The sequence below is a fragment of the Acidaminococcus sp. HCP3S3_H5 genome (assembly GCF_052122235.1).
GTDB lineage: Bacteria > Bacillota > Negativicutes > Acidaminococcales > Acidaminococcaceae > Acidaminococcus.
The window spans coordinates 134698-158840 of sequence record NZ_JBQKCS010000006.1 but is presented as its reverse complement, the minus strand read 5'-3'; the positions used below and the strand labels follow the sequence as shown (position 1 = coordinate 158840).

Annotated in this window: 18 protein-coding genes and 1 tRNA gene; 1 reads left to right on the top strand and 18 read right to left on the bottom strand. The window is 56.7% G+C overall.

All coding sequences use genetic code 11. The features are described 5' to 3' along the window. Positions 1 to 73 precede the first annotated feature (73 nt). From hemW to ACTQY5_RS08740, 6 genes are all read right to left on the bottom strand, one after another. Positions 74 to 1207: a radical SAM family heme chaperone HemW gene (gene hemW, locus ACTQY5_RS08765; protein ID WP_022487528.1), complete on the bottom strand. Its 1134-nt coding sequence runs from the start codon at positions 1205 to 1207 to the stop codon at positions 74 to 76. A 20-nt stretch (positions 1208 to 1227) separates the two neighbouring features. Next, positions 1228 to 2688 (bottom strand): nicotinate phosphoribosyltransferase, encoded by a 1461-nt coding sequence (locus tag ACTQY5_RS08760; RefSeq protein WP_022487529.1) that lies wholly within the window; start codon positions 2686 to 2688, stop codon positions 1228 to 1230. Between the two features lie 75 nt (positions 2689 to 2763). Then, the gene (locus ACTQY5_RS08755) at positions 2764 to 4176 is read right to left on the bottom strand and encodes an anion permease (RefSeq protein ID WP_441369080.1); all 1413 of its coding nucleotides are present in this window, start codon (positions 4174 to 4176) and stop codon (positions 2764 to 2766) included. A gap of 124 nt (positions 4177 to 4300) precedes the next feature. Further along, complete coding sequence (locus tag ACTQY5_RS08750) at positions 4301 to 5386, bottom strand: flavodoxin family protein (RefSeq protein WP_022487531.1); 1086 nt, start codon at positions 5384 to 5386, stop codon at positions 4301 to 4303. A gap of 27 nt (positions 5387 to 5413) precedes the next feature. Further along, positions 5414 to 6400, bottom strand: coding sequence for a lactate dehydrogenase (locus tag ACTQY5_RS08745; protein WP_441369079.1), 987 nt, complete (start codon positions 6398 to 6400; stop codon positions 5414 to 5416). Between the two features lie 28 nt (positions 6401 to 6428). Then, a complete protein-coding gene (locus ACTQY5_RS08740) occupies positions 6429 to 11366 on the bottom strand; it encodes a phosphohydrolase (protein WP_441369078.1) in 4938 nt (1645 codons plus the stop codon). 165 nt (positions 11367 to 11531) lie between these two features. Here ACTQY5_RS08740 and ACTQY5_RS08735 point away from each other — a divergent pair, with 165 nt between their 5' ends. After that, complete coding sequence (locus ACTQY5_RS08735; RefSeq protein WP_308664105.1) at positions 11532 to 12392, top strand: LysR family transcriptional regulator; 861 nt, start codon at positions 11532 to 11534, stop codon at positions 12390 to 12392. Positions 12393 to 12654: 262 nt separating this feature from the next. Here ACTQY5_RS08735 and ACTQY5_RS08730 read toward each other — a convergent pair whose 3' ends face one another. The 12 genes from ACTQY5_RS08730 to ACTQY5_RS08675 all read right to left on the bottom strand — a co-directional run bounded on the left by ACTQY5_RS08730 (position 12655) and on the right by ACTQY5_RS08675 (position 24141). Continuing rightward, positions 12655 to 12924 carry a helix-turn-helix transcriptional regulator gene (locus tag ACTQY5_RS08730; RefSeq protein ID WP_022487089.1) on the bottom strand — a complete coding sequence of 90 codons (270 nt, stop codon included), beginning with the start codon at positions 12922 to 12924 and terminating at the stop codon, positions 12655 to 12657. Positions 12925 to 12998: 74 nt separating this feature from the next. Next, positions 12999 to 13820, bottom strand: coding sequence for a MetQ/NlpA family ABC transporter substrate-binding protein (locus ACTQY5_RS08725; RefSeq protein WP_308664144.1), 822 nt, complete (start codon positions 13818 to 13820; stop codon positions 12999 to 13001). Positions 13821 to 13888: 68 nt separating this feature from the next. Continuing rightward, positions 13889 to 15139, bottom strand: coding sequence for an NAD(P)-dependent malic enzyme (locus tag ACTQY5_RS08720; RefSeq protein ID WP_279128207.1), 1251 nt, complete (start codon positions 15137 to 15139; stop codon positions 13889 to 13891). Positions 15140 to 15156: 17 nt separating this feature from the next. Then, positions 15157 to 15657 (bottom strand): metallophosphoesterase, encoded by a 501-nt coding sequence (locus ACTQY5_RS08715; RefSeq protein ID WP_279128206.1) that lies wholly within the window; start codon positions 15655 to 15657, stop codon positions 15157 to 15159. Next, entirely contained in the window at positions 15636 to 16229 is a 594-nt protein-coding gene (gene rdgB, locus ACTQY5_RS08710; protein ID WP_022487085.1) for an RdgB/HAM1 family non-canonical purine NTP pyrophosphatase, read from the bottom strand. Before rdgB ends, ACTQY5_RS08715 begins: the two co-directional genes overlap by 22 nt. A gap of 324 nt (positions 16230 to 16553) precedes the next feature. Further along, complete coding sequence (locus tag ACTQY5_RS08705) at positions 16554 to 17198, bottom strand: coenzyme F420-0:L-glutamate ligase (RefSeq protein ID WP_279128204.1); 645 nt, start codon at positions 17196 to 17198, stop codon at positions 16554 to 16556. Beyond that, positions 17191 to 17730, bottom strand: coding sequence for a hypothetical protein (locus tag ACTQY5_RS08700; protein WP_279128203.1), 540 nt, complete (start codon positions 17728 to 17730; stop codon positions 17191 to 17193). The genes ACTQY5_RS08705 and ACTQY5_RS08700 overlap by 8 nt, the downstream gene beginning before the upstream one ends. Then, positions 17727 to 18149 (bottom strand): acyl-CoA thioesterase, encoded by a 423-nt coding sequence (locus ACTQY5_RS08695; RefSeq protein ID WP_022487082.1) that lies wholly within the window; start codon positions 18147 to 18149, stop codon positions 17727 to 17729. Before ACTQY5_RS08695 ends, ACTQY5_RS08700 begins: the two co-directional genes overlap by 4 nt. 160 nt (positions 18150 to 18309) lie before the next feature. After that, positions 18310 to 18384, bottom strand: a tRNA-Arg gene (locus tag ACTQY5_RS08690). A gap of 63 nt (positions 18385 to 18447) precedes the next feature. Continuing rightward, a complete protein-coding gene (locus ACTQY5_RS08685) occupies positions 18448 to 18885 on the bottom strand; it encodes an Rrf2 family transcriptional regulator (RefSeq protein WP_154487911.1) in 438 nt (145 codons plus the stop codon). Between the two features lie 141 nt (positions 18886 to 19026). Next, positions 19027 to 21471, bottom strand: coding sequence for an EAL domain-containing protein (locus ACTQY5_RS08680; protein WP_441369077.1), 2445 nt, complete (start codon positions 21469 to 21471; stop codon positions 19027 to 19029). A gap of 225 nt (positions 21472 to 21696) precedes the next feature. Further along, on the bottom strand, positions 21697 to 24141 hold the full coding sequence (locus tag ACTQY5_RS08675; protein ID WP_441369076.1) for an EAL domain-containing protein: 2445 nt from the start codon (positions 24139 to 24141) through the stop codon (positions 21697 to 21699). Positions 24142 to 24143: the final 2 nt, after the last annotated feature.

Genomic DNA, 24143 nt, shown 5'->3' with positions numbered 1-24143 from the left:
TGCTAACATCTAAGTGTAAAGATACACCTCTTTAGTCAAATTGTCAATACTTTCTCTAAAAATATTTGCCTTTTTACAAAAATTCTTCAAAGGCCAGATTTCCGTACCGCATCCCCTGTTCCGTAAGGCGGATACGGTCCCCTTCCCGGGTGATCCAGCCCCGGTTCTGGCAATGGGCGAACCCTTCTTTATATATATGGAAGAAATCTTCTCCCGTCCGCAGTCGGAATTCTTCCAGGGACAGTCCCTTGGCGGTGCGCAGGTTCATGAACACCAGCTCTTCCCGCCGTTCCGTGGGAGTCAGTTCTTCCTGTTCCGGGGCTTCTCCCCGGAGATAGGCCATCAGATTCCAGGGATTGGTCTCCCGTTTCTTTCCGTCGAACCCGCAGGCAGCAGGGCCGAAGGCCAGATAGGGATCGTAGTGCCAGTACACCTGGTTGTGCCGGGATTCCTGGCCGGGCCGGGCAAAATTGGAGATTTCGTACCTTTGGTACCCGGCTTTGGGCAGTTCTTCCATGAGCAGGTCGTACATGGTACCGGTTTCCTCTTCCGAAGGCAGGGCCAGCTGCCCTTCCCGGATCTGTTTGGCCAGAAGGGTCCCCTCTTCCACCGTAAGACCGTAGACGGACACATGGTCCACCCCGGTTTGCAGCAGCCGTTCCAGGGAATCCCGGACAGATTCCACTGTCTGGCCAGGGTAACCGTAGATCAAATCCCCGCTGATCCGCCGGAACCCGGCCTGCCGGGCCAGGGCAATGGCTTCTTCCGCCTGCTCCGCCGTATGGATCCGGCCCATGGACACCAGTTCAGACTGCTGGAAGGACTGGATTCCCAGGCTCAGCCGGTCGAACCCCAAAAACCGGTAAAACCGGAGCCGTTCCAGGTCCACCGTCCCCGGATTGGCCTCCAGGGTGGCTTCCGCCGGCTGCTGCCAGAAGCCCCGTTCCTTCAGGGCGGAAACAATGGCAGCCAGATCATCCAAAGGCAGCACACTGGGGGTGCCCCCGCCGAAATACACCGTAGCCCTGGGCGAAACCGGCAAAGCCGGCGTACAGGCGGAGATTTCCTCCACCAGACGCCGGGCGCAGTCGTTCATGATATGGTCATTGTAAATCTGATACGAAGCAAAATCACAGTAGGCACATTTATGGACACAAAAAGGGATGTGCACATAAACCGCCTGGTACGATTCCCAGGGATGGGACATGGTATTCTCCTTTGACCGTCTTATTTCCCCTTCTTCACATCTTCCAGCAGGGCCATCTTCATGGCGTAGTACCGGGGACTCATGTCCAGGAAATGCATGTGGGGGTTGCTGAAGCGCTGTTCTTCGGGCCAGATTTCGTGGTCCAGCTGCTTCCGCACGTACCGGCGGATTTCTTCCAGGGACGGGGACGGGTGGAGGCGCTTGCCTTTTTCCAGCACCAGTTCCTGGAGTTCCCGGAAGGTACAGTCTTTGAAGGCCATCTTCTTCCAGGGCCGCTGGGTATCCACAAAGGGGAATTCGGCACTTTCCCGGGGATCTTCGTCATGGAGGGTCAGGAGATCCGCAATGGCATGACCGGTTTTGTCATACACTCTCCAGGCCCGTTTCCGGCCCGGGTTGGTGATCTTTTCAAAGGTTTCGGAGATCTTGATCTTGGGGATGATGGCTTTGTCCTTGTGTACAGCCACCAGCTTGTACACGGCCCCGAAGACCGGGTCGCTCTTGGCGGTAATCAGCCGTTCCCCCACCCCGAAGGAATCCACACAGCCGCCCTGTTCCAGGATGGAGCTGATGGTGTATTCATCCAGGGAGTTGCTCATGACGATGATGGCATCGGTGAGCCCGGCATCGTCCAGCATCTTCCGGGCCTTTTTGGACAGGTAGGCCAGGTCCCCGGAGTCGATCCGGATCCCTTTCAGCCGTTTGCCCATGGGTTCCAGTACTTCCTTGGCCACCCGGATGGCGTTGGGCACCCCGGAATCCAGTACATCGTAGGTATCCACCAGCAGGATGGCGTTGTCCGGGTAGATTTCCGCGAACCGCTTGAAAGCGGTGTATTCGTCGTCGTAGTACATGACCCAGCTGTGGGCCATGGTGCCGCTTACCGGGATGTTGAACATCTGGCCGGCCAGGACGGTGGCCGTGCTGTCAGCTCCGCCGATATAGGCGGCCCGGGCCCCGTATACGGCGGCGTCCATGTTGTGGGCCCGGCGGGCGCCAAAGTCGGACACCCCCCGGCCCTGGGCGGCTTTCACGATCCGCTGGGCCTTGGTGGCGATCAGGGACTGGTGGTTGATCTCGCACAGGATAGCGGTTTCCACCAGCTGGGCATCCACCAGAGGAGCGTACACCGTCAGCAGGGGTTCATCAGGATAAATCACACTGCCTTCGGGCATGGCATATACATTTCCCCGGAACTGGTAGGTTTCCAGCCACTGGAGGAAGGGTTCGCTGAATACATGGAGGCTTCGGAGATAGGAAATGTCTTCGGTGGAAAAGTGCATGTTTTCCAGGTAATCCAGCACCTGTTCCAGACCGGCAAAAATGGCGAAACCGCCTCCGTCCGGATTGTTCCGATAAAATACATCAAAGGACACGTAGTCGTCCCTGTCCCGTTTCTTGTCTTCAAAATACCCGTTGGCCATGGTCATTTCATAGAGGTCAAACATCATGGACAGATTTCTTGCATCAAATTGTTTCATGGGTCTCCGCCTTTCCAGGTACAGTATTTGTTACCCATTGTACCACAGTTTGGCCGTTTTCGGAAAATTAAATTTTTACCACATTCCCAGGACCTTCCCCCACAGACAGCCGATGCCGCCCCAGATCAGGATGGACAGCAGGCTCAGGACGAAGCCGATCTGCCACCACCGGTTCTGGGTCACATATCCGGCGCCAAAAAAGATGGGAGCCGGGCCGGAGCCGTAATGGGTGAGACATCCGAACAGGCTGCTGAACCAGGCCAGCACATAGGCGGCCATGGTGGACGGTACCCCGGCGCTGGCCATGACGCTGAGGAAGGCGGCGTACATGGCGCTTACATGGGCGGTGCTGCTGGCGAACAGGTAATGGGAATAAAAGTACACCACTGCCAGGATGGCCATGGCCACCAGTCCGTTGTCCCCGGCCACCAGGGCGCTCATTTCTTTGCTGAACCAGGGGATCATCCCTTTGGTGTTCAAAAATCCGGCCATCATCACCAGGATGGCGAACCAGACCAGAGTATCCCAGGCGGCTTTTTCACTTTTGATGTCATCCCAGGTAAGCACGTTGGCTAACAGCAGCAGGCACAGGCCAAAAAGGGCGGTGAGAGTTTCACTGAGACCGATGTACCGGCCCCCGGCCCAGAGACCGATGAGCAGAAGAAAGATCACGGCCATGGCTTTTTCTTCCCGTTTCAGGGGACCCATGGCATCCAGCTTCTGCCGGGCCAGAGCCGGAGCCTCCGGAGTCTCCTTCAGTTCCGGCGGGTTCATTTTATAGATCACCAGCGGGAACAGCACCAGGGAAATCACTGCCGGCACACAGGAAGCCGCCAGCCAGCCGCCCCAGGTCATGTTCACCCCCAACAGATCGCTGGCGAAACTGACGGCCATGGGGTTGGCGGCCATGGAGGTAAGGAACACGGCGGAAATCACCACGTCGCACTGGAACACCACCGGCACCAGGAAATTCCCCAGTTTGTTCTGGGTCCCTTCTTTGGGGTCGGAACCAAAGGTCACGTTCAGGGACTGGACAATGGGAGCCAGGATGCCTCCGGCCCGGGCGGTGTTGCTGGGCATGGCCGGGGCAATCACCAGGTCGCTGGCCACCAGGGAATAGGCCAGGAACAGGGGCTTTTTGCCGAACCGTTCCACAAACAGATAGGCAATCCGTTCCCCCAGCCCGGTCTTTACGATGCCCCGGGAAATAAAGAAGGCCACTACCACCAGCCAGATGGTAGGGATGCTGAATCCACTGAGAGCTTCTTTCAGGGTAAGGGCCCGGGTGAGACAAAGGCTCACCATGCCCAAAAGAGCCATGACGCCCATGGGCAGAGGTTTCAGGATCAGCCCCACAATGGTGGCGGCAAAGACGCCGAACACATGCCAGCCGGCCGGGGCCAGGTCTCCCGGAGGAGGCACCAGGAAGGACAGGGCGCCCAGGAACCCGCAGAAAATCAGTTGTTGCCATTTTTTGAACAGGGTCACATTGTCAGCCTTCTTTCTTGGATAGGGGCCGTTGCCAGATAGACAAAAAGAAGCCGTTCCGCAACAGCCGGTTACAGCTTCTTATTGTACATCATTTAAATTGTTTTAAAAAGAGGGAAACTCTCTACCCGGCAATCCGCCGGGCCATCTCCTTCACTCTTTGCTCCAGCCCCTGGTTCTGCAGGATGCTCCCCGGGTCATTGGCGGTTTCCATCAGGGCAAAATGCGGAGGCAGGATGAAGTGCTTGTTGCAGTTCAGGGCGTCGATCACCTGTTCCGCCACAATGTCTCCCCCGCTGTAGCCGCTGACCACCAGGGCGAAGATCCGCTTTTTGGCAAATTCCCGGTAGTCCGTCCGGAACAGGGCGGTCATCCGGTTGAAGAAGGCCATGATGTTGGCGCTTACTGCATCGTTGTAATTGGGACAGGCAAAGACCAGGGTGTCGCTTTCCCGGATGGCCGGGTACCCTTCTTCCACCATGACCCCTCCGTAGAAACAGTCCCCCTGCTCCCCGAAATGGAGACAGGCTTCGTAGCTGCAGCCCCGGCAGTCCACCACGGTGCCGTTCCGGAGGCTCACTTCCCGGATCTGGGCCGCTGGTTCCAGCTGCTTCCGGACAAGGCTCCAGAGCAGCAGGGTATTGGAGGTCTTCCGGCTGCTGGCGTGGAACAGAGCGATTTTGTGCCGTCCCCCTTCCGGCGCCGGAACCCCGTCAAAGACCAGGAGCTTGTCCACCAGCTGGGCCACGGCGTTTTCGTAGGCCTCCTGGTTGCCGATGCCCTGGATCCTGGCCCGGATATTGAAGTTGTACAGGGACCCGGTGGCTTCCACCAGGGGCGCCCCGGGAAAGGCGCAGCCGGACCGGTTGGCCATGAAGATCATTTCCCTTCCGGCCTTTTTGGTGAACAGTTCGTCCTCCCCGTCCACCACCACGCTGCCGGTGCAGTTTTCCAGGCAGCGGGGATGGAGGGAAATGTAGGCGATGATCCGGGCAAATCCCAGGCTCATGCCTCCCACTCCCAGGTTCACCGCAAAGAGCAGCTTGTGCGGACCGGGTTCCCGTGGGCCGGTTTCCGGAAACATCCTGGCAAAATCCGACAGCCGGTCCACAACCACATGGGGATGGCCTGCCAGAGCCCTTTTCAGGGCCCCGTCCACCCGGCAGGTGGTTTCCTCTTCGTGCCATCCCATTTTGATCACATAGAACATAGAAATCCCTTCCTGTTTCCCCGCCGGTTATTTCATCCGGCACAGATTCAGATAGGCGTGGCGGATCCGGGCGTACAGTTCCGGGCACAGAGCCGCGTCTTCATATTCAAATCCCTGTTCCGTCAGCCGGTTCTTCATGCCCAGGAAGGCCCCCTCTTTCCCGTCCCCCAGGTACAGGGATCCGTAGTGCCAGGCACCCCGGAGGGTCAGCAGGATGGAAATGGCCGCACTGGACAGGGCCGGAGCAATGTAGGGCTTGTACCCCAGTTCCCGGACTGCCAGGTTGCAGGTGACGGTTTTCCGGGTCAGTTCCCGGGAAAGCTCATCATTGTAGTGTTCCAGGCTGTCGGCGATCACCAGATCCTGGCCGTGAGGACCAAAGGCCCGTCCTTCTTTCAGATAATGGGTGAGCCGGGGATCTTTTTCCGCATAGTAACAGGCCCGGGCGTTCATGACTCCCAACCCGTATCCCTGGACCTGCCAGGGCGCCAGGCCGGAACTTTCCAGGAAGGCCCGGCACAGGTTGTCCACCGGGTCGGAAACGATGCAGGCCAGGCCCTGGTACCCTGCCTTCCGGGCCAGGTCCCCGAAGTGCCGGACCAGTTCGCTGTTGGCCGCCAGCTGGATCATCCGCATATCCCCTTTGGCCCCGAGGGGAGGAGTCCCTTTGGTGGCGCAGAAAATGAACACGTCGCAGTCAAAGAGCCTGTCTTCAGTGATGATATCCACGGCCGGCAGCACCTGGTCCCCTTCCGGGAAAGGATACCGGATCTGATTGATTTCGATTTCCAGCCGCTGGAGGTTCTTTTCGTTCAGGTCGCAGAGGCCTATGGAGGCGATCTTGTCGGACCCCAGGAGCCGGAGCCCGATGAGCATGGTCCGTCCCACGTCCCCCAGGGCCAGGATGTGGACCCGGTTCTTTTCCCTGAGAGCCGGACGCCCCAGCAGGGACAGGGGCTGGGTGATTCCCGCCTCTTTGGGCAGATCGCTGATGTGAAGCCAGTTGTTTTCCATTTGCAGCACTCCTTTCACCAAAGGCAGCTCATTCGCCGCCCCGGTTCCTGTCATACAGTCCGGTGCCGGATTCACCCCAGCGCAGCCGGACCAGCCGTTCGATGTCGTTTTCGATGAACCGGGTGGGATCCATGTTGGGGTCGAACTTCACCCCGATGTCCATATCCGGGATCCGGAGGACGGAGATCACTTCTCCCAGCCGTTTCAGGGTCAGCCGTTTTTCGTACAGGGCCTGGTATTCGTCCTGGAGGGTCTCCATGATCAGCTTGGCGTTCTGGAGACAGGTAAGGGAATACAGATAGGCCGCGTCCGCATCTCCCTGGCGGATGAATTCCGGCTTCACATAGGGCAGGATCAGGTTCACCGAAGGATTCCTGTCATAGCCGCTGTAGTTGTTGGCATTGTCGATGCTGTCCCCGCCGATGAAGGGGTAGCAGTCCCGCTCGTTGAGCCACAGCTCCAGGGAGGGCAGGAAATAGGCGCACTGGCACCGGTATCCCTGCTGGGCCATAAGATCCATGGCGTAGCCGGTCATGACCCCCACCAGCACCTCCTGGACTTCCACATTGTTCTTTTTCAGGTAGGGGGTGAGCATCCGCATCCGGTGGCCTTTTTCCAGAAGGTCGTCAATAAGGATCACCGGCCGGCGGAAGGACCGGATGGTCTTCACCTGGTTGTCCACAGTGGCGTAGTGATGGGCTTCCGCCAGAGTGAACCCCTTGACGGACCGGTTGAAGTACTTTTCGATGTGGAGGGCCTTGGTCACCGTGTTGGGCACCAGCACATCGCTGAGGGCCTTGCCGAAAGGCACGGACATGTAGGGTCCCCGGCGCTTCTTGGGGTCTTCCAGGGTGGATACCCCGTTGAGCCGGGCCACCTTCTGGATGATCCGGTAGTGCATGGCGCTGGTGTTGAAGGACAGGATCAGCCGGCCGGGATACAGCCGCCGGAGTACGGACAGCAGGTTGTTGTGGGCCTTGTCCAGGGCCTTCTGGACCCGGAGGTTCTTGTTGAAGGGATTCTTGATGGTGGTTTCCACGTCCCGGAACAGCACCACCGGGGATTTGATGTGGGCTGCATAGAGAGGATGGGGTGACCCTTCCGGGGCGATATCCACGAACCCCTGGCGGACCAGGACTCCCACGGCCTTTTCGCTGTAGCCGGAAGGATCCACCGGATGGTAGACCACGTAGGTGAAGTCCCGGTTCAGCAGTTCCGTCATGATTTCCGTCAAAAGGATCTGTCCCGGATGGGAAATGGGGCTTTCCTCACTGACGGAGAACCAGCCCAGAGAGGCGATGCGCCCGGAGGCTTCCTCCCGGATGTGTTCCGCCACCCGGGGATCCTGGAATTCCAGGAGCAGGCTCTGCATGGGCACCTGGTGCACGGCTCCGAAAGCCGCCAGCCGTTCCCCTCCTTCCCCGGTATCCACATACTGGGTGAAGACTCTGGGCCGGCCGTCCTCCGCCTCCCAGGCCAGGTACTTCTGGAGCAGGACGGGATTGGCCCCCACCTGCCGGGCCAGAGCCGGGAGATGGGGCAGCTGGTTCCAGGTCCGGGGCCGGAAATCCCCGATGCCGATTTCCCGGGCTTCCAGCACGTGTTTGTAGGCCGGTTCCCGGAGATACAGATTGTTGGCGTAGATGAAGTTCTGGGCCACCGGGTCGATGAGGGCGGAAATGTCCCGGTTCTGGTCGATGTTCTCCCGGATCCGGGTGGAACTCACGTCCTCGAAGAATTTGTCCAGCCGGAGATGGAGGATCTTTCCCCGGATCTTCTGTTCGGCGATTTTTTCCTTCACTTTTCCCCCGGGGGCGTCGGTGTACCAGTTGGCGTTTTCCCGGGTCTCCCGTTCAAAGATAATGTGGTTCACCGCATGTATGGAATCTTCCGTGGGCTCCAGCCGGTAGGCGGAGGCATTTTCCACCACATCGGAGCCCACCGCCAGATACAGGTCCTTGTGGGCGAAAATGGCCTTCAGTTTCCGGATGTCTTCCGGATTGGCAATGTTCACCGACAGATTTTCGGAAAAAGGATAGATGTTTTCCATATCCGCCACGGACATGTTCATGATCTTCCTGCGCATGAGCCGGGGCTGGGTGTGCTTGGACCAGGAAAATTCGTCCAGGGCCAGGTACACCGTAAAGCCCATGTCCCGGATCCGCCGGGCCACTGCCTTGTGGCCGCTGCTGAAAGGGTCGAAGGTGCCGGGATAGAAGCACACCTTCTGCTCCGGCGGGAAGGCGAACCCGCCCCGGTCCGTTTCCGCCCGGCCCACATACCGGTACAGGTGGTTCAGTACCGCCGCGTTGGTGTAGAAATCCAGCATGGCTTCGGAGTTTTCGTTGAGCAGCACCCAGATTTTCTTGGCGCTGTGGAGGAACAGGAAGTCCTTCCGGTTTTCCGGCATCTTCCCGCTGCCGAACACATAGGCGGCCAGGGCCCGGAAGGCGTCCCGGCTCAGTTCCCGGTTGTAGTGGGCATAGGCCCGGAGGATGGCGTAAAGCAGCTGGAGCTGCCGCCCCTGGTTCCGTTTCGTTTCCTGGGGGAACCGGTCCGCAAAGTCCTGAAAGTTTTCCAGCACCACCCCCATGGTGTTCACCGCCGCCCCGGCCAGCTGGAAGTTGGTGGAATCGATTTCCGCCCGGAGGGAACTGAGGAATTCGTCCAGTTCCTCCGGCAGTAGCTTCAGGATCAGCTTTCCCAGGTATTCCGGCACATATTTGGTGATCTGGAGGTCTCCGATTTCCAGACCGTTGAACAGTTCCACCGCCATTTCGTTCCGCTGGGCCCAGGTCATGGTGTCGGCGATCTTCAGCAGGGCCTCCCCGGCTGCCTGGCGCACTGCCAGGTGCTCGCTGACCTTCACCAGGTTGCACAGGTGCATCCCCAGGTGCATCACATTCCCCCGTTCCTTCTGCCGGAGCAGGTCGTGGCACATGAGATGGATGTTGGCGATTTTGATCAGCCAGTGGATGCCGCTTTTCAGGTCTTCCAGGAACAGGCTGCTTTCCTTTTCCCCAAAGGCCGCCGGTTCTTCCGGCAGGTCCATGGTCCGGAGCAGCCGGGGTATGAATATGTCTTCCCCGTCCTGGCCCCCGAACAGGTGATGGTGCCCGTACAGGGCCCCGATCCGCACAATGGAACTGGGGTCCCGTCCCGCGGTCCGGAGGGCTTTTTCCACCGCCTGGCGGAAGGAATCGGTCAGATCTTCCGGACGGAGGAACAGCAGGGCCTGGAGGAGGATCATCTGCTGTTCCGGAGTGGCGGCGGGCCTTTCGTACCAGGGCTGGAGGATTTCCAGATACAGGGCCGTTGGGTGCTCTTCTTCCGCAATATTGGCCAGGGCCGTGCCCAGCCGCTGGTACCGGGTGGCCAGCACCGACCGGAGGAAGGGCCCCAGACAGGCCCCGATCCGGTTTTTGTGCTGCTGGGTGTACCGGAGCCCCGGATCGATGATCTGCTCCACGTACTGGCGGAACAGTGTCCGGTTGGTGACCTTTTTCCGGGGCAGCAGCACCCCTTTGGGCAGTTCCTTGGTGTAGCGCTCGTTGAAATTGGCCACGATCCGGCCCATCAGTTCCGCCGCCTGGACCCGGATGTCCTCTTCCCGGTGACTCAGGAGTTCGTAGAGAAACTGGAGGGTCATCAGCTTCTGCCGTTCCGTCATGTAGGTGGAATATTCCTCGAAGATGCTGATATAGGCCCGGAGGTTCTTCCAGTTGGGTTCGCTGCGGGCGGCTTCGATGAGGTTGCCGAAGTCCCGTTCACTGCGGAAAATGCTCATGAGCCGGATGTTGTGGGCAATGGCGGTGTATTTCAGCTGCCGGACCACTTCCTCTCCTTCCATAAGCACCATTTCCCGGTGGGGCCGGACCTGTTCCCGGAGAGGCTCCTGGGCGAAGTCCTCCGGCAGGTCCAGGGTGACCCCCAGTTCGGCCATGTAGGCTTCGAAATCCGCCAGTTTCCGGTAGACCTTCTGGTACCGCCGACGCTTGGCCCCGTCCACATCGTCCAGTTTGCTGAGGATTACGTCAAAGGCTTCCTGGAGGGTGTAGAAATGGATGATTTCCTTCCCTTCCTTGTCCCGGTAGCTTTTCACCCGGAAATCCGCATAGATCAGCAGCAGGGATTCCACGGACAGGTTTTCCAGTTCCAGGTCCCATACGGAATGGTTGGCGGCAATGTGGCCCATCTGGGGCAGCCCTTCCCGTTCGCAGAACAGGTCCGTATAGTAGTAATGGAGGTAGGGAACCCGCCGCTCCTCCCCTTTTTTGCAGCCGTATTTGCCTATGTCGTGAAGGGCGGCAGCTCCGGCGATAAGAGCCACGTCCACAGGCACCTGCCGGCGGTGGAGCTGCCGGGCCATGAACAGGGCCACATAGGTGACCCCACCAATGTGCCCCAGGGTGTTGAAAGGGGTCACTTCCGTGCCCAGGCGCATGAATTCGTAGAGATACCGAACCCGGACCAGGGTGCGGAACCGGGGATATTCCCGGGTGTACTGTTCCTTCCGGACTTCTCCGGCCGGGAGCAGCACCAGGTTCCGGCAGGGGTCGAAGGGGCAGTGGATGTATTCATAATGGTACAGTTCCCGGAGCACCTGAAGGAACAGCCGCCGGCCGGCTTCATAGCGGACGGCGTCAGCAGCCGGTTCCGGCTGGGTGGTTTCCGGGAAAATCTGCCGAAGCAGGTACTGGTAGCAGTCGGTAAGCCAGCCCTGGGACGGCTCGTCCGCCAGAGGGGGCAGGAATCCCCGGAGGATTTCCAGCACGGAGCCGGCGGAAAAGCGGCCCTTTTCCTCAGCCGCCCCGGAAAGAAGCGGACAGGCCTCCTGGAGCCCCCAGGACCGGAGCTGCCGTTCCATCTGGTCGGCGGTCAGCCCCAGGGCCCGGCAGAAGTCCGGCATGAGCAAAGCTCCCTGGAGGGTGTCCCACAAAGCAGCAGGATCTATGGTATGGTTCATAATGGATCTCCCAAAATAAGTCAAAAAATTCCATTAGCGACAGTTCCATTATACCACGTTCCCTTTCCTTTCCCTGATGCTTCTGTTATACTCTTTTAAGATAACTTTGTAAAATACTAATTCGTTGGTTCACCCAACCATCAGTTATGGATAAGGAGTATTCCCATGCGTTTGTCCTATATTCCCACCTTTGCCGCCGTGTGCCGGTGGGGCACCTTTTCCCGGGCGGCGGAAAAGCTCCATATTTCCCAGCCGGCAGTTTCCAAGGCCATCAAGGAACTGGAACAGGACTGCGGCGTAGCCCTTTTTGAACGGCAGCACAGCACCATTTCTCTCACCCCGGAGGGCCGGAAGCTGTGGGAAGGCTGCCAGCGCTGGCTGAAAGAAAGCGAGGAGCTGGAAAAACTGGGGACTTCCCTGAAAACCGGCCGGCAGATCCTGCGGATCGGGGTGGTGCCCATGTGCGGGAACACCATTTTCCCCCAGCTCCACCAGCAGTTCCTGGCCCGGCATCCCCATTATCAGATCCGCACGGTAGAGGACACCGCCAGCGTGCTGTACGGGCTCCTGGACCGGCAGGAACTGGACCTGATCCTGTGTGTCACCAACCATCTGCCCCTGTCCCCCTACCACTGCAAGATCATCAAGAAAAGCCGGCTGGAACTGTTTGTGGCCCGGACCCATCCCCTGGCCCGGAAGAAATTTCTCTCCTTCCAGAACCTGGCCGGGGTGCCCCTGGTACTGTTCCCGGACACCTTCGGCCAGACCCGGTACATCCGCCGGCTGTTCGCCCAGGCCCAGACAGAACCCCAGGTCCTCCACCAGACCAGCCAGGTATTCACCATCCTGTCCTACATCCGGTCCGGAGCCGCCGCCGGCTTCCTGCCGGAAGAATTCGCCCGGACAGAAAAAGAACTGGCCGCCGTCCCCCTGGAAGGGGTGCCGGCAGCCAGCATCAACCTGGTATGGCTCCAGGATACCCGGACCCATCCGGGGATCGGAGAGTTTGTGAGGGAGTGTGAATAAATTCACACCCCGGTCGCGAGCCAAATGAAAAATTTGCAGGCAAACTTTTGAACGTGTAAATCGGTACCGTAGGGGCTGCACGCCGGGCAGCCCGCCAAATCATCGATGATCTGCGCATTTTGCGGGGCGCCGGGCCTGCGCCCCCTACGGTTATACACAATAAGAAGAACCTGGTCGAAGGACAAGTTCTATCCAGTGGCCCGCGACTCACGACTCGAGACTCGCGGCCAAAGGGGCTGTTGCTTATGCAACAGCCCCTCCTTTACTTCTTGTGCGCTTCCACTTTTTCGTCGAACATGAACTGGAGATTCAGCCAGGCGGCAGCGCTGATTTCTGTGGCTTCTTCCAGTTTGCTGGCCAGTTCCAGGTCCACCGGGATTTCTCCGGCCAGGAGCTGGTCCACGGTTTCCAGGGGTTTCCCCAGTTTGTGGGCGAACTGGGCCGGGGTCATCTGCCAGTCATCCAGAAGGTCTTCCAGATAGGAACCGGGATGGAATGCTGTGCCGTCTTCATAAACAATGGTATTGGACATGATGGATAAGGCCTCCGAAGTTTTTCTTCCAGTATAGCAAAAGAGGTGTTGCTGGTGCAACACCTCTTTTGGCATCAGAACGCCGGGATAATGGCGCCTTTGTATTTTTCTTCGATGAATTTCTTCACTTCCGGGCTGTTCAGGGCTTTCATCAGCTTCTGGATTTCCGGCCGGTTTTCGTCGCCTTTCCGTACGGCCACGATGTTGGCATAAGGAGAATCCTTGGCTTCGATGAACAGGGCATCCTTGGAGGGATTCAGTTTGGCTTCCATGGCGAAGTTGGAGTTGATCACCGCCAGATCCACATCATCCAGGGTCCGGGGCAGCATGGCGGCTTCGGCTTCGGTGATCTGGAGGTTCTTGGGGTTGTCCACAATGTCATTGGCGGTAGCCATGACCCCTACCCCGTCCTTCAGTTTCAGCAGGCCGGCCTTTTCCAGGATGGCCAGGGCACGGCCCCCGTTGGTGGGATCGTTGGGGATGGCGATTTTGGCGCCGTCAGGCACGGATTTGATGTCTTTGATCTTCTTGGAGTACACGCCCATGGGTTCGATGTGGACTTTGCCCACGGAAACCAGGGACAGGTTCCGGTCTTTGCAGAATTTTTCCAGGTACGGCAGATGCTGGAAGAAGTTGGCGTCGATTTCCTTGTCGCTAAGGCTCAGGTTGGGTTTCACGTAATCGGTGAATTCCACCACCTGCAGGTCCACCCCTTCTTTGGCCAGCAGGGGTTTCACCTGTTCCAGGATCTCTGCATGGGGAACCGGAGAAGCTCCCACTTTCAGGACTACTTTTTTGTCTCCCCCTGCGGGTTTGCTGCCGGTGGAGCTTCCGCAGCCCCCGGCGATGCCGGCCAGAGCCAGCAGTCCGGCCAGTACCAGTGCCAGTTTTTTCATCATTTTTTCCTCCCTTTTTGTTTTGTTGTTTTAGCAGCAGTCAGCCGATTTTCCGTTCTTTGGAAAAATCAGGCATTCCAGTTCCGTTCCACCCGTTCAGCGGCTTCTTTCCGGATATCTTCCGGATCCCGCTTTACCCGGGCGATGCCCTGTTCCATGGCGGTTTTGGCCACGGCGGCGGCAATGGCCGGGACGATCCGCCGATCGAAGGCGCCGGGAACCACATAGTCTTCCCGCAGTTCATCATCAGCAATCAGCCCGGTGATGGCTTTAACGGCAGCCACTTTCATTTCTTCCGTAATGGCGGAAGCCCGGACGGCCAGGGCACCCCGGAAGATCCCCGGGAACACACACACGTTGTTCACTTGGTTGGGGGCATCGCTGCGGCCGGTACCGGCTACGGCAGCGCCGGCAGCCTTGGCTTCTTCGTAGGTGGTTTCAGGCACCGGGTTGGCCAGGGCGAATACCACCGCGTTGTCATTCATGCTCTGGATCACTTCTTTGGTGAACAGCCGGGGAGCGGAAACCCCTAGGAGCACATCGGCTCCCTTTACGGCCCCTTTCAGGTCCCCTTTGTAGTGGTCCTGGTTGGTGACGCTGGCCAGATAGGCAGTGGCCATGTCCATTTCTCCCGGACGGCCTTCGTACACGGCCCCATGGACGTCGATCATGGTCAGGTTCTTCACACCCAGGCGCACCAGCAGTTTGCCGATGGCGGAACCGGCAGCCCCGCAGCCGTTGACCACTACTTTCACCTTATCGATGTCCTTTTTCACGAACCGGAGAGCCCCCAGGATGGCGGCGCAGGCAATGATGGCAGTGCCGTGCTGGTCATCATGGAACACAGGGATCTTGCACCGTTTGATCAGTTCCGCTTCGATGGCGTAGCATTTGGGGGAAGAGATGTCTTCCAGGTTGATGCCTCCAAAAGAAGGCTGGAGTTTTTCCACGATGTTCACGAATTCTTCCGGATCCTTGGTGTCGATGCAGATGGGCACAGAATCCACGTCCCCGAATTTCTTGTACAGGACGGCCTTCCCTTCCATAACGGGCATGGCGGCTTCAGGACCGATGTCCCCCAGGCCCAGGACCCGGGTGCCGTCGCTGATTACGGCCACCATATTGCCCCGGCAGGTGTATTCAAAGGACAGGTCCGGGTTTTCCTTGATTTTCCGGCAGGGTTCTGCCACCCCGGGAGTATAGGCCAGGGACAGGTCATGTCCGTTTTCCAGGGGTACCTTGCAGCGGACCTCCAGTTTCCCGTGATTTTTGGCATGGAGTTCCAGTGCCTCTTTGTTCAGATCTTCCGTATTTGCCATTTGGTTGGCTCCTTTCCCTACTCTTTCATTTCCTGCACTTCAAATACCGGTTTTTTTCCCTTTTCCAGGGTCAGGATGCCGAAACTGGGCACTCCGTTCCGGGGACGGCTGGGACTGCCGGGGTTGATCAGCAAGATTCCGTCTTCTTCCCGGTTCACCGGTACATGGATATGGCCGAAAATCACCACATCCGCCTTTTTTTCTTCTCCCCAGTACAGCAGACGGCTCCAGTCATTGTACCGGACATACCGGTGGCCATGGGTCATGGCCAGGGTGAACCCCAGCTGTCGGGTCACCAGTTCCGCCGGGGCCCGGTCTTCATAACTGTCGCAGTTGCCGCACACCGCATACACCGGAATGCCGGTGATTTCCTCGATATAGGGAGCATCCTGGCTGTAGTCACCGGCATGGAGCCACAGGTCTACTTCCCCGGCCTGGTCCAGTACCTGTGCCAGGGCCTGGAGGTCTCCGTGGGTATCGCTGACTACGCCGATCCTCATCGGTTCATTTTTTTCCATTGGTTTACCAGCTTCCGAATGGCCTTGGCCCGATGGCTGATGCCATTCTTTTCTTCCATGGTGGCCTCTCCCAGAGGCTTGTGGAGCTCCGTGGACCAGAACAGGGGATCATAGCCGAAGCCGTTGGTCCCGTGAGGTTCGTGGAGCAGGATCCCGTCACAGATCCCGGCGCTTTCCACCAGGATCTTCCCTTCCGGGTTGGCCATGGCCAGGGCGCAGAAGAACCGGCAGTTCCGCCGGACCTGCATTTTCATATTGGCCAGGAGCAGTTCATTGTTTTCTTCATCGGTGGCGTCTTCGCCGGCATAACGGGCGGAACGGACACCGGGAGCCCCCTTCAGGCTCAGGACTTCCAGGCCGGAATCATCGGCCAGACAGACCTTGCCCAGGGCCTTGGCATAGTACCGGGCTTTCAGCCGGGCATTGGCCGCAAAAGTCCGACCGGTTTCTTCCGGTTCGGGCACAGGGGCATAATCGCTGAGGCAGGTAAAGGTGATGCCGAGTTCGTCCATCAACGACTTGAATTCCTCTACTTTGCCCAGATTATGGGTTGCGATTACAACTTCCAACATCGTTTCACCTACCTTTTCTACAACTGTTATTGTACCTGTTGCGGGAGGATAAATCCAGAGGAAAAAAGTTTCGTGACGGAACTTTTTCCTGTCACTGGCCAAATTGTCACTGGTCACTGGCCGATGGAAGCCGGCATACGCCGGCCTTGAACATTATATTTCTAAAAATCCCCGATTGCTTCCCTGAGCGTCAGAGTAGGTCAGATGCGCGAAAGGAGGGATTTGGAAGTTGGGCATAATACACGGCGGTATATGCCCGGCTTCCAAATCCCTCCTGACAAAGCAGATGGCCTGCTATGGCGCTCAGGGGTTATGCGTTAGCCCCTAGTCGATATAGTTCTTGATCACACAAATCGGCGTCTTCTGGCTGTCATTGCCGAAGGGATTGTTGATCAGGATTTTTTCCACCAGACGGGGATCCACCCCTTTGGTGCAGCCCAGGCAGCAGGACCGTTTCAGGTCGTTGACATCGGCCACGGCGGCGCCGAAGCACCCCAGACCTTCCTTGATGCTTTCAGACACCCGCACCGGGTTTTTGGGCCCCAGGACAATGTGCTTGTCATAGGGAGGCATGGTGCCGGTGATGTCGTCGATGAGCCGGGCCTGTTCCCCGCCCAGCTGGTAGAACACCCCGTTCTTGCCCAGGCATTTGGCGAAGAAGCCCACCACCACAGCGAACAGCACCTTCAGGGTGCCGGATTCATTGAGCAGGCTCTGCATGGCGGACCAGTTGCCGATGCTCCCGATGCCCGGGAACAGCTGGCTCAGCACCTTGGCCGCAAAGGAAATCTTCAGGGTTTCCGGACGGATGGCCCGGTTCTGGGTAATGGCCACCACACTTTCGGCCACACAGACCACGTCCCGGGGACCGATCTTGTCCCCGCCGAATTCCCGGACAGCATCCACAATGTTGTCATGGACAGTGAGTATCCGGGTAGGAATTGGAATGATTTCGTATTTCTCAGCCATTGTAGGCACCCCCTGCCAGTTTTTTCAGTTCATCGGCAAATACGGTGAAGAAGAATTTCCGTACGTAATGGGCTTTCCGGCCCACGCCGCACACGAAGACGGCTCCATCCATATCCACCATCCGGGTGATGATTTCCCGCATGTCCTTGCCGTTCCGGGCCCGGAGAGTCAGGGTGACGATCAGTTTCCATTCAGACCATTCCTTCAGCACCAGGGCTTCAAAATAATGGTCGCTGCGGCGCCGATCGCTTTTTTCCACATTGCCTTCGCACCAGGCATCAGGGAACTGTTCCTGGGGCAGGTACGGCCGTACGAAACAGTCAGTGATGGCGGCGCTTTCAGCGCTCTTGTTCCGCAGAGGCACTTCAAAGGACAGGACGGCTTTGTCGTGGTCCAGGCTTTCCAGCTTCAGCGGCGTCTTTTCCTCCATTACCACACGGGTGTCATCCGTGGGTTTCAGGGCAGCGTAGACAATCATTACCAGAAGGCCCAGTACGCACAGCCCCAGAATCAGCAAAATCACATTGATCATGGTTGGATCTCCCTTTCTTGTGCAGCCAGCTGCTGCAGTTTTTCATAGTAATCAGGTGTCAGCCTTGTTACCTTCCCCTCCAGGTTCACAAAGGCATTCTTGGAGGTGCCTTCCGCCAGCAGGACCCCGTCCGCTTTCCGGAGGATCCGGTAGCTGAACTGGATCATGACCCGGCTGCAGGCTTTGAGAGTAGTCTGGATCTCATACACATCGTCGAACCGGGCTGACTGCCGGTATTTGCACTGGACTTCCACAATGGGGACCATAAAACCGGCCTCATGGAGTCCGTTCAGGTCGATGCCCGCCTGGCGGAACCAGGCCACACGGCCCATTTCGAACCAGCGGAGATAATTGGTGTGATGGACTACCGCCATCAGATCCGTTTCTGAAAAACGCACTCGATCTGTAATACTAACCACGGCAAAACCTCTTTTCTCCCTCACGGCTGTTCACAAACCAGCCATGGATTGACAGCTTTTTCATTATACCACGTTTTGTCCGGCCCGGCTTTCTGAAAAAATCACCTGGGCAACAAAAAACCTCATACCCCGCTGACGCGAACTATGAGGTAGATTTTAATGGTACGCCCGAGTGGAATCGAACCACCGCACACGGCTCCGGAGGCCGTTGCTCTATCCACTGAGCTACGGGCGTGTTTACCGAACGAATGTAATTATAGCAGAGTGTCCGGAAAGATGCAAGGCTTTTTTTATTTTTTTATGATTCTTTTTGAATGGCACTGGCCAGGTCCCCTACCACTTCCGCCAGATTGTGCCGGCGGAGGTCCTGTTCGAACTGTTTCTGGATGTCCTGGAGTTTCCCATCCAGGGCTTTGTGGATGTTCCGTCCCACCGGGCACCGGGGATTGGGACTGTCGTGGAAATTGAACAGCTGGTCTTTGCTGGTTTCCACTGCGTCATATACATCCCAGAAGGTGATCTGGTCCAGAGGACGGGTCACCTCCACACCCCCGGGCCCCCGGCGGACAGAGATCAGCCCGGCTTCCTTCAGCTGCTTCATAAGGTTCCGGACGATCACCGGGTTGCAGCCGATGCTGCCGGCCAGGAACTCGCTGGTGATCTTGTAATCCTTTCCAAAATAGGACGCCGCTGCCAGGATATGGATGGCAATGGTGAATTTGGTCGATACCTGCATATGGGTCCGTTCCTTTCCTGTGATTCTGTCCCTATTATAGCAAGCCGGGGACGTACATGCCACAGGCAAAATCCGCTGCTGACAAAACAAAAGGTGCATATCCCCCGCCTGGGTTATGCGTTAGCCTCCTGTGCCCAGGGACTATGCGTTAGCCTTGGGAAAATGTCTCGCCGTATACAACAGATACACCTTCCCCTTCCGGATGGCCGGAAAAATGGAATGGATGTCCCAGTGGTACTCCCCGTCGTTGCCAAGGGTCCGGAAACCGCCGGAAATCATCCCTTCCGGGCTTTTCCGGATCCGTTCCATCAAAGAGTGAGGATCGTTGAAGGCCAGGAACCGGTCCCGGTCTGAAGGATGGATCATGGTCTCCACGTACTCCTGGACCAGCTCCCGGACACCGGACCGTTTTTGGAACAAATACTTCCGAAACGGTGAATTCATCACCAGAGGGATGACCATATCATCTTTCGTATCCACCAGGAAAACATGCCGATACAAATACATCATATTCCGGATGACCCAGTCCAGGTCGCCGGCAAGGCCTTTTTCTTTTTGGATGGTGAAATTGGTAAGATGGAGCAGGACCAGGTGATGCTGATCATGGGAAGCCAGGTGGTTGGCCTTCAGCTGCATGTACTGTCCGTTCACCGTATAGGTCAGATCTTTTCCGGTACGGCTGCTGACCACATCCGTCAGGAAGTTCTGGATGTTCTTGCTGATGGGCCCCGCCTGGGCATTGACGAGCACGGCACTCTGCCGCAGGCTGTCCATACCGGCGGATTGGATGGTGGTCCCATATTCCTCATTGGCAAACAGATAGCGGAAACGGTTCCGGCCCACTTCCGCCACGGCCATGGGCTTGTCCGTCTGGAAATCCACAGGCCCCAGGGCTCCATAATACCGGCGGAGTTCAGGAGTTTCCACCTGCCAGTGGTTTTCCTGATAGGCCTGGCTCAATTCTCCAAAAGACATGGGTCTTCCATAATAATATCCCTGGAGCAGTTCGCAGCCGATGGACCGGGCAAATTCCGCGTGTTCCCGGGTCTCCACCCCTTCCATCAGGGTGTGGATGCCGATTTCTTTGGCCATCCGGATAATGGCCTTGATGATGTTCTGGGATTTTTCCGTAAACTGGGACAAAAAGGCCATGTCGATTTTGATTTCATCAAAGCAATAATTTTTCAAGGTATTCAGGGAAGAATACCCGCTGCCGAAATCATCCATCCACACTTCGTATCCAGCCTGCCGGAACCGCTGGATTTCCTGATGGAGCACGTCTCCTTCATGGACGAAGACGCTCTCATTGATTTCCACATAGAGCATATTCCGGGGTACCTGATACCGCTTCCGGATTTCTTCCACATCTTCAAAAATGGATCCCTGAAAGAAATCCATCCGGGACAGGTTGAAGGAAGCCGGGATCACGGTTCTCCCCGCTTCCAGCTGGAGCCGGTACAGGCGGCAGATTTCTTCCAGTACGTACAGGTCCAGTTTCCGGATCTGCCGGCTTTCTTCCAGGAGAGGAATGAACACCCCGGGAGATATCATCCCTTTTTCCGGATCCATCCACCGGGACAGGGCTTCCACGCTGGCAATGGTCCCGGAAATGGTCCGGGCCACCGGCTGGAAATATACCTGGATCCAGCGTTTTTCCAGAGCCTCCTGGAAATGGTCAATCACATAATTCCGCAGATTTCGTTCTTCTCCCATGGCTTTGGTGTAAAAACACACATGCCGGTCCGGGATCTCCTTGATGCTGTCGCAGGCCAGCTGGGCCATGCCACAGGCGCTTTCCACTGAAACACTGCGGTCTTCCACCGGATAAACGCCGAATTTCACGTCCATCCGGTGGGAATCATGGAATCGGCGGACCCGGCTGGAAATCACAGGAATCTGTTTTTTCAGAGAAGTAAGACTGGTGAGCACCACAAAATGATCATCCATGAACCGGGAAATCAGTTTGTTGGGGAAGCTTTCCCGAAGCACATCCGCCATCTGGACCAGGAACCGGTTGCCTTTTTCGCTTCCGTTGCGCATATTGTACCGGTTGAAATTGTGGACATTCACATACACCAGAGCCAGTTTCTGGGCCCGGGGATCCAGCCTGGCCAGCTCCATGAGCCGGGAAGCCCGCTTCATGAACCGGTTCTTTCCCGGCAGTCCGGTGAGAGAATCCATATCATAGATTTTGTATCTGGTGTCATTGTCCAGGAAAAACACATAAAAGACCGCTCCCACCCCGGGAATGAATACCCGATGGCCGAATTCCTCCACTCTTTGGATGGAACCGTCTTTCCGGTACACCCGATAATTGACGAAATCCAACTTGCTCCGGCTGCCGGCAATCTGCTGCCGGATGTCCCGTTCCACACGTTCCCTGTCCTCAGGATGGACCAGGGTGGCAAAGGATCCTTCTGTCAGTTCCAGGAATTCGTCAAAAGAGGAACATCCCAGCATGGAAATCATTTCGGGATTGGCATAGAGAATTTCTTCCCGCTTATTGTCCCGGTAAATCAAAACACCTCCAGGCAGATGGTCAGGAATCTGCTGGAGGATCAAATCCAAATTCTCTTCCTGTATCATAGGCATCACCCTTCTTCCGGTCCTGTCAACTTCCCGTCCAAGTTTCACTTTTTGTCTTCCGGATTTTTCAATTTATTATGTAAAATTGACAAAAATAACAGTCATACTTTTTTATTATAATTGTTTTTTATATGATTGTCCATTGATGAACGATAAAAAAGGGCGCTGCACATTCTGTGCAACACCCCCTATGGATTTCTCTCAGTTGGACGGCAAGATAACGGGTTATGCGTTGGCCTTGGGAAAATGTCTCGCCGTATACAACAGATACACCTTCCCCTTCCGGATGGCCGGAAAAATGGAATGGATGTCCCAGTGGTACTCCCCATCGTTGCCAAGGGTCCGGAAACCGCCGGAAATCATCCCTTCCGGGCTTTTCCGGATTCGTCCCATCATGGAATCCAATTCATTGAAAGTCAGGAACCGCTCCTGATCTTCCGGATGGATCATGGTCCGTGTATACTGCTGGACTATATCCTGGATACCTGTCCGTTTCTGGTAAAAATATTTCCGGTAGGGAGAATTCATGACCAGAGGAACGGCCGTATCGTTTTCCATATCCACCAGGGATACATTCTGGTACAGGTACAGCAGGTTCCGGTTGACCCAGTCCAGGCTGTCGCTGGCATTCTGATCTTCCTGGATGGTGAAATTGGTCAGGTACAGAAGTAGCAGGTGATGCTTGTCATGAGAAGCCAGATAACTGGCCTCCAGCCGCATATACCGGCCGTTCACCGTATAGGTCAGCGTCTTTTCGCTGCTGGTATGGATCACATCGTGCAGGAAACTGTGGATGTTTTTGCTGATGGGGCCTGCCAGGGCATTGACGAACACTTCCGTTTGCCGGAGGCTTTCCATGCCCGCAGCCTGGATGGTATTCCGGTATTCTTCATTGGCAAAAAGATACCGGAACCGATTCCCGGCCACCTCCGCCACCGCCATGGGCCTGTCTGTAAGAAAGTCGATGGACCCCAGTTTCCCGTAGTACTGACGCAGTTCAGGAGTTTCCACCTGCCAGCGTTTCTCCCGGTACATCTGCTTCAGTTCTTCAAAGGACATGGGCCGTCCGTAATAATATCCCTGGATCAGTTCGCAGCCAATGGACCGGGCAAATTCCGCCTGTTCCCGGGTCTCCACCCCTTCCATCAGGGTGTGGATGCCGATTTTTTTCGCCATCCGGATAATGGCCTTGATGATGTTCTGGGATTTTTCCGTAAACTGGGACAAAAAGGCCATGTCGATCTTGATTTCATCGAAGCTGTAGTTTTTCAGGGTATTCAAAGAAGAATAGCCGCTGCCGAAATCATCCATCCACACTTCGTATCCAGCCTGCCGGAACCGCTGGATTTCCTGATGGAGCACGTCTCCTTCATGGACGAAGACGCTCTCAGTGATTTCCACGTAGAGCATGTTCCGGGGCACCTGATACCGTTTCCGGATCTCTTCCACATCTTCGAAAATGGATCCCTGGAAGAAATCCATCCGGGAAAGATTGAAGGAAGCCGGGATCACGACTTTTCCCTCTGCCAGCTGCTGCTGATAGAGACGGCAGATTTCTTCCAACACATACAGATCCAGTTTCCGGATCTGCCGGCTGTCTTCCAGGATGGGGATGAAAATCCCGGGAGATATCATCCCTTTTTCCGGATCTCTCCACCGGGACAGGGCTTCCACACTGGCAAGGGTCCCGGAAATGGTCCGGACCACCGGCTGGAAATACACCTGGATCCAATGTTTTTCCAAAGCTTCCCGGAAATGGTCGATTACATAATTCCGCAGATCCCGGGCTTCTCCCATGGTTTTGGTATAGAAGCATACATGGCGGTCCGGGATGTCCTTGATGCTGTCACAGGCCATCTGGGCCATGCCGCAGGCGCTTTCCACCGGGATGGTATCGTCTTCCACAGGATAGATGCCGAATTTCACATCCAGCCAGCTGGAATCGTACAAACCGTGGATCTGGCTGGAAATCACAGAAATCTGTTTTTCCAGGGAAGGCAGGGTGGTAAGCACCACGAAATGGTCGTCCATGAACCGGGAAATCAACTTGTTGGGAAAGTTCTCCCGGAGCACTTCGGTCATCCTGACCAGGAACTGATTGCCCTTTTCGCTGCCGTTGCGCAGGTTGTACTGGTTGAAGTTGTGGATATTCACGTAGACCAGGGCCATTTTCGGGGCCTTGGGATCATGGGCGGCCAAAGCCAGTACCATGGAGGCATGCCTTATGAACCGGGTCTTTCCGGGAAGCCCGGTAAGGGAGTCCGTATCGTAGATTTTGTATTTGGTATCGTTGTCCAGGAAAAAGACGTAAAAAACCGCCCCCACTCCGGGAATGAACACCCGATGGCCAAACTCCTCCACCCGACGGACGGATCCATCCTTCCGGATCACCCGGTAATTGACGAAATCCAGCTTGCTCCGGCTGCCGGCAATCTGCTGCCGAATGTCCCGTTCCACCTGTTCCCTGTCTTCCGGATGGACCAGGGTAACAAAAGACCCCCCTGTCAGTTCCAGGAAGTCATCAAAAGAAGAACAGCCAAACATGGACAGAAGCCAGGGATTGGCATAGAGGATTTCTTCCCGCTTGTTGTCCCGGTAAATCAGAACTCCTCCCGGCAGATGGTCCGGCATCTGCTGGAGGAGAAGATCCAGAGTCTGTTCTGTTGTCATGG